The organism is Amycolatopsis keratiniphila subsp. keratiniphila (assembly GCF_001620365.2).
Lineage (GTDB): Bacteria > Actinomycetota > Actinomycetes > Mycobacteriales > Pseudonocardiaceae > Amycolatopsis > Amycolatopsis keratiniphila.
The window spans coordinates 283-4,157 of the sequence record NZ_LQMT02000011.1; the positions used below are offsets into that span (position 1 = coordinate 283).

General features: G+C 72.0%; 1 protein-coding gene. It reads left to right on the plus strand.

Features of this window, described 5'->3' with window-relative positions:
- Positions 1-126: 126 nt before the first annotated feature.
- On the plus strand, positions 127-3,875 hold a 3,749-nt coding region (locus tag AVR91_RS10975; protein WP_455577834.1), incomplete at its 3' end, for a condensation domain-containing protein.

The following is a 3,875-nucleotide window of genomic DNA, read 5'->3' on the forward strand; positions in this document are numbered from 1 at the left end:
ACCCCCGCGGCGATCGCGGCGATCGCCGAACGCGGCGGGCAGGCCCCGGCCGGTGCCGAGGACGGGGTCGGCGAGGTCGCCTGGACACCGGTGATGCGGGCGCTGATCGAACGCGATCACCACGCGATGACCAGGGGAGCCCTCGCGCAGTGGGTCACCGTCGGTGCGCCCGCGGACCTCTCGATCGAGGTGCTGGGCGCCGGTCTCGGCGCCGTGATCGACGCCCACGACCTGCTGCGGAGCCGGGTCGTGGAGACCGCCGGGGAGGAGCCGCGGCTGGTCGTGGCCGAACGGGGAACGGTCGGCGCGGCGAGCCTGGTCGAGCGGATCGAGGCGGGCGCCGGTGACCTCGACGAGATCGCGGACCGCGCCGCCCACGAGGCGGCCGCACGGCTGGATCCCGCCGGTGGCGTGATGGTCCGCGTGGTGTGGGTGGACGCCGGACCCGGCAGGCTGGGGCGACTCGTCGTGGTGGCCCACCACATCGCGGTCGACGTGGTGTCGTGGCGTGTCCTCCTGCCGGATCTGCGGCTGGCCTGTGAAAGCGTGGCCGCGGGCGGCGAACCGTCGCTCGATCCGCCGAACGTCTCGTTCCGGAGCTGGGCGCGGACGCTGACCGGACAGGCGGCGGCCCGGACCGCCGAACTCGGCACGTGGACGGAGATCCTCGGCGGAGCGCGGGCGCGGATCGGTGGACTCGACCGGGCGCGGGACACCGTGTCGACCGCGGGCCGCCGGTCCTGGACCTTGGCACGGGACCACGCGAGCGTGCTCGTGGAGAAGGCGACTTCGGCCTTCCACTGCGGTGTCCACGAGGTGCTGCTGGCCACCTTGGCCGGCGCGGTGGCCCACTGGCGCGGCGGTACCGCCGTCGTGGTGGACGTCGAAGGACACGGCCGTCAGCCCCTGGACGAACTGGACCTGTCGCGGACGGTCGGCTGGTTCACCGACGTGCATCCGCTCCGGCTCGACGTGTCCGGTGTGGACACCGCCGACGTGCTCGACGGCGGCCGGTCGGCGGGCGCCCTGCTGAAGCAGGTCAAGGAGAACGTGCGGAGCCTGCCCGACGGCGGGCTCGGCTACGGGATGCTGCGGTATCTCAACGCCGAGACGGGCCGGGTGCTGGCGGGGCTGCCGGAGGCGGAGATCGGGTTCAACTACCTCGGNNACGGCGCGGCGGAACCGTGGGAGATCGCGGGGACCATCGGCGGCACGGCGGAACAGGACGCGCCGCTGCGCCACGTCCTGGAGGTCGACGCCGTCGTACTGGACTCCGACGGCGGACCCGAACTCAGCCTGACCCTCACCTGGGCCGGACGGTTGCTCGACGACGACGGCGCGGAATCGCTCGCGAAGGTGTGGCTGGACATGCTGATCGGCCTCGCCGCCCACGCCGGCGACGACCGCTCCGGCGGGTACACGCCATCGGACTTCCCGCTCACCGCGTTGACGCAGCGGGAGGTGGAAGAGGTCGAGGCGGCCGTCGCGGACTTGCAGGACATCTGGCCGCTTTCGCCGCTGCAGGAGGGTTTGCTGTTCCACGCCGCCGACGAGCGCGGCCCGGACGTCTACGCGAGCCTGCGCACCCTCGCCCTCGACGGTCCGCTGGACGTCGGGCGCTTCCGGGCTTCGTGGCAGGCCCTGCTCGACCGGCATCCCGCGCTGCGGGCCAGTTTCCACCAGCTGGAGTCCGGTGAATCCGTGCAGGCCGTCGCCCGCGAGGTCGCGGTGCCGTGGCTGGAAACGGATCTTTCCCGGCTGCCCGAGGCCGAGGCACTGGCGGAGTTCGACCGTCTCGCCGCGGCACTGCACGCCGAACGGTTCGACCTGACCCAGGCGCCGCCGCTACGGCTGCACCTGGTGCGCCTCGGGGAAGGACGGCACCGGCTGGCGCTGGCGTCGCACCACATCGCCGCGGACGGCTGGTCGCTTCCGCTCCTCATCATCGACGTGGTGGCGGCCTACGAAGCCGGCGGTGACGGCCGGGCCCTGCCCATCCCGACGTCCTACCGTGACTACCTCGTCTGGCTCGCCCGCCAGGACAAGGCGGCCGCCAGGGCGGCGTGGAAGGCCGAACTCGCGGGACTCGACGAGGCGACCCACGTCGTACCGCCGGATTCGATCATCGCGCCCATCGAACCCGACCGCGTCACGTTCGAACTCGACGCGGACGCGAGCAGGCGGCTGATCGAGTTCACCCGAGGGCACGGCGTCACGGTGAACACCCTCTTCCAAGGGGTCTGGTCGCTGCTGCTCGCCCGGCTCACCGGACGCGACGACGTGGTCTTCGGTGCCACAGTGGCCGGACGCCCGCCCGAGATCCCCGGTGTCGAATCCGCCGTCGGCCTGTTCATGAACATGCTGCCGGTGCGGGCCCGCCTTAACGGGGCCGAGCCGTTCGTCGACATGCTGGCGGATCTGCAGGAACGTCAGGTCGGGATGATGGCGCACCAGCACATCGGGCTGGCCGAGATCAACCAGCTGGTCGGGCAGGGCGCGGCGTTCGACACGATCGTCGTCTTCGAGAACCCCCCGTCCCCGCTGAGCCCGTCCGACGACCCCGACGCGCTCGTCATGCGTCCCGCGGCGATCCCGAACGACACCGGGCACTATCCGTTGTCCATGCGGGTGTCCGCGGCCGGTGGCATCCGCGGTGAATGCATCTACCGTCCGGACGCGTACGACCGGGCACAGGCCGAAGAGGTCGTCGCGTCGATCCTCCAGGCCGTGGAACAGGTCGTGGCCGAACCGCGGCTGCCGGTGGGGCGGGTCGCCCTGATCGCACCGGAGCAGCGACGGCTGGTGGTGGACGAATGGAACCGGACCGGTGTCCCGTTCGAGGCCGAGGCACTGCCGGAGCTGTTCCGCAGGCAGGTGGCGCGGTCGCGGGACGCGGTCGCGGTGGAGGACGCCCGGCGCCGCCTGACCTTCGGTGAGCTGCTCGACGAGGTGGAATCGCTGGCCCGGCTGCTCGTGGGGCTGGGTGTCCGGCGGGAGACCAGGGTGGGCGTGGTGGTCGGCCGCTCGGCCGAGCTGGCGGTGACGCTGATGGCGGTGTCGTTCGCCGGCGGATCGTTCGTGCCGGTGGACCCCGACTACCCGCGGGAGCGGATCGAGCTGATGCTGTCCAGCTCGGCTCCGGAAGTGCTGGTGTGCACCGGCGCGACGCGTTCGGTCGTCCCCGAGGGATTCACGGGTTCGGTGCTGGTGCTGGACGATCTGCCCGCTTCCGATCCCGAGGTGGAGCTGCCGCGGGTGGCGGCGACCGACGCGGCGTACGTCATCTACACGTCGGGATCGACCGGGGTGCCGAAGGGCGTCATGGTCACCCACGCCGGACTCGGCAACCTCGCCACCGCGCATATCGAGCGCCTGGAGGTCACGTCCTCCTCGCGGGTCCTGCAGTTGTCCGCCATCGGGTTCGACGCCATCGTTTCCGAGCTGTACATGGCTTTGCTGGCGGGCGGGACGCTGGTGCTGCCCGACGCGGAGAGCATGCCGCCCCGGGTGACGCTCGGCGACGCGTTGCGGCGGTGGGGGATCACCCATCTCACCGTGTCCCCGAGTGTGCTGGCCGCGGAGGAGGATCTGCCGGACAGCCTGCGGAGCGTGCTGACCGGCGGCGAGGTGTGCACGCCCGCGCTGGCGGACCGCTGGTCGCCCGGCAGGCGGATGATCAACGCGTACGGGCCGACCGAGACGACGATCTGTTCGACGATGAGTTCCCCGCTGTCACCGGGATACGACGTGGTCCCGCTCGGCGGCCCGATCCGCAACGTGGGGCACTACGTACTCGACTCCTTCCTGCAGCCGGCGGCCCCGGGCGTGGCGGGGGAGCTCTACATCACCGGGGTCGGCCTCGCCCGCGGCTACCT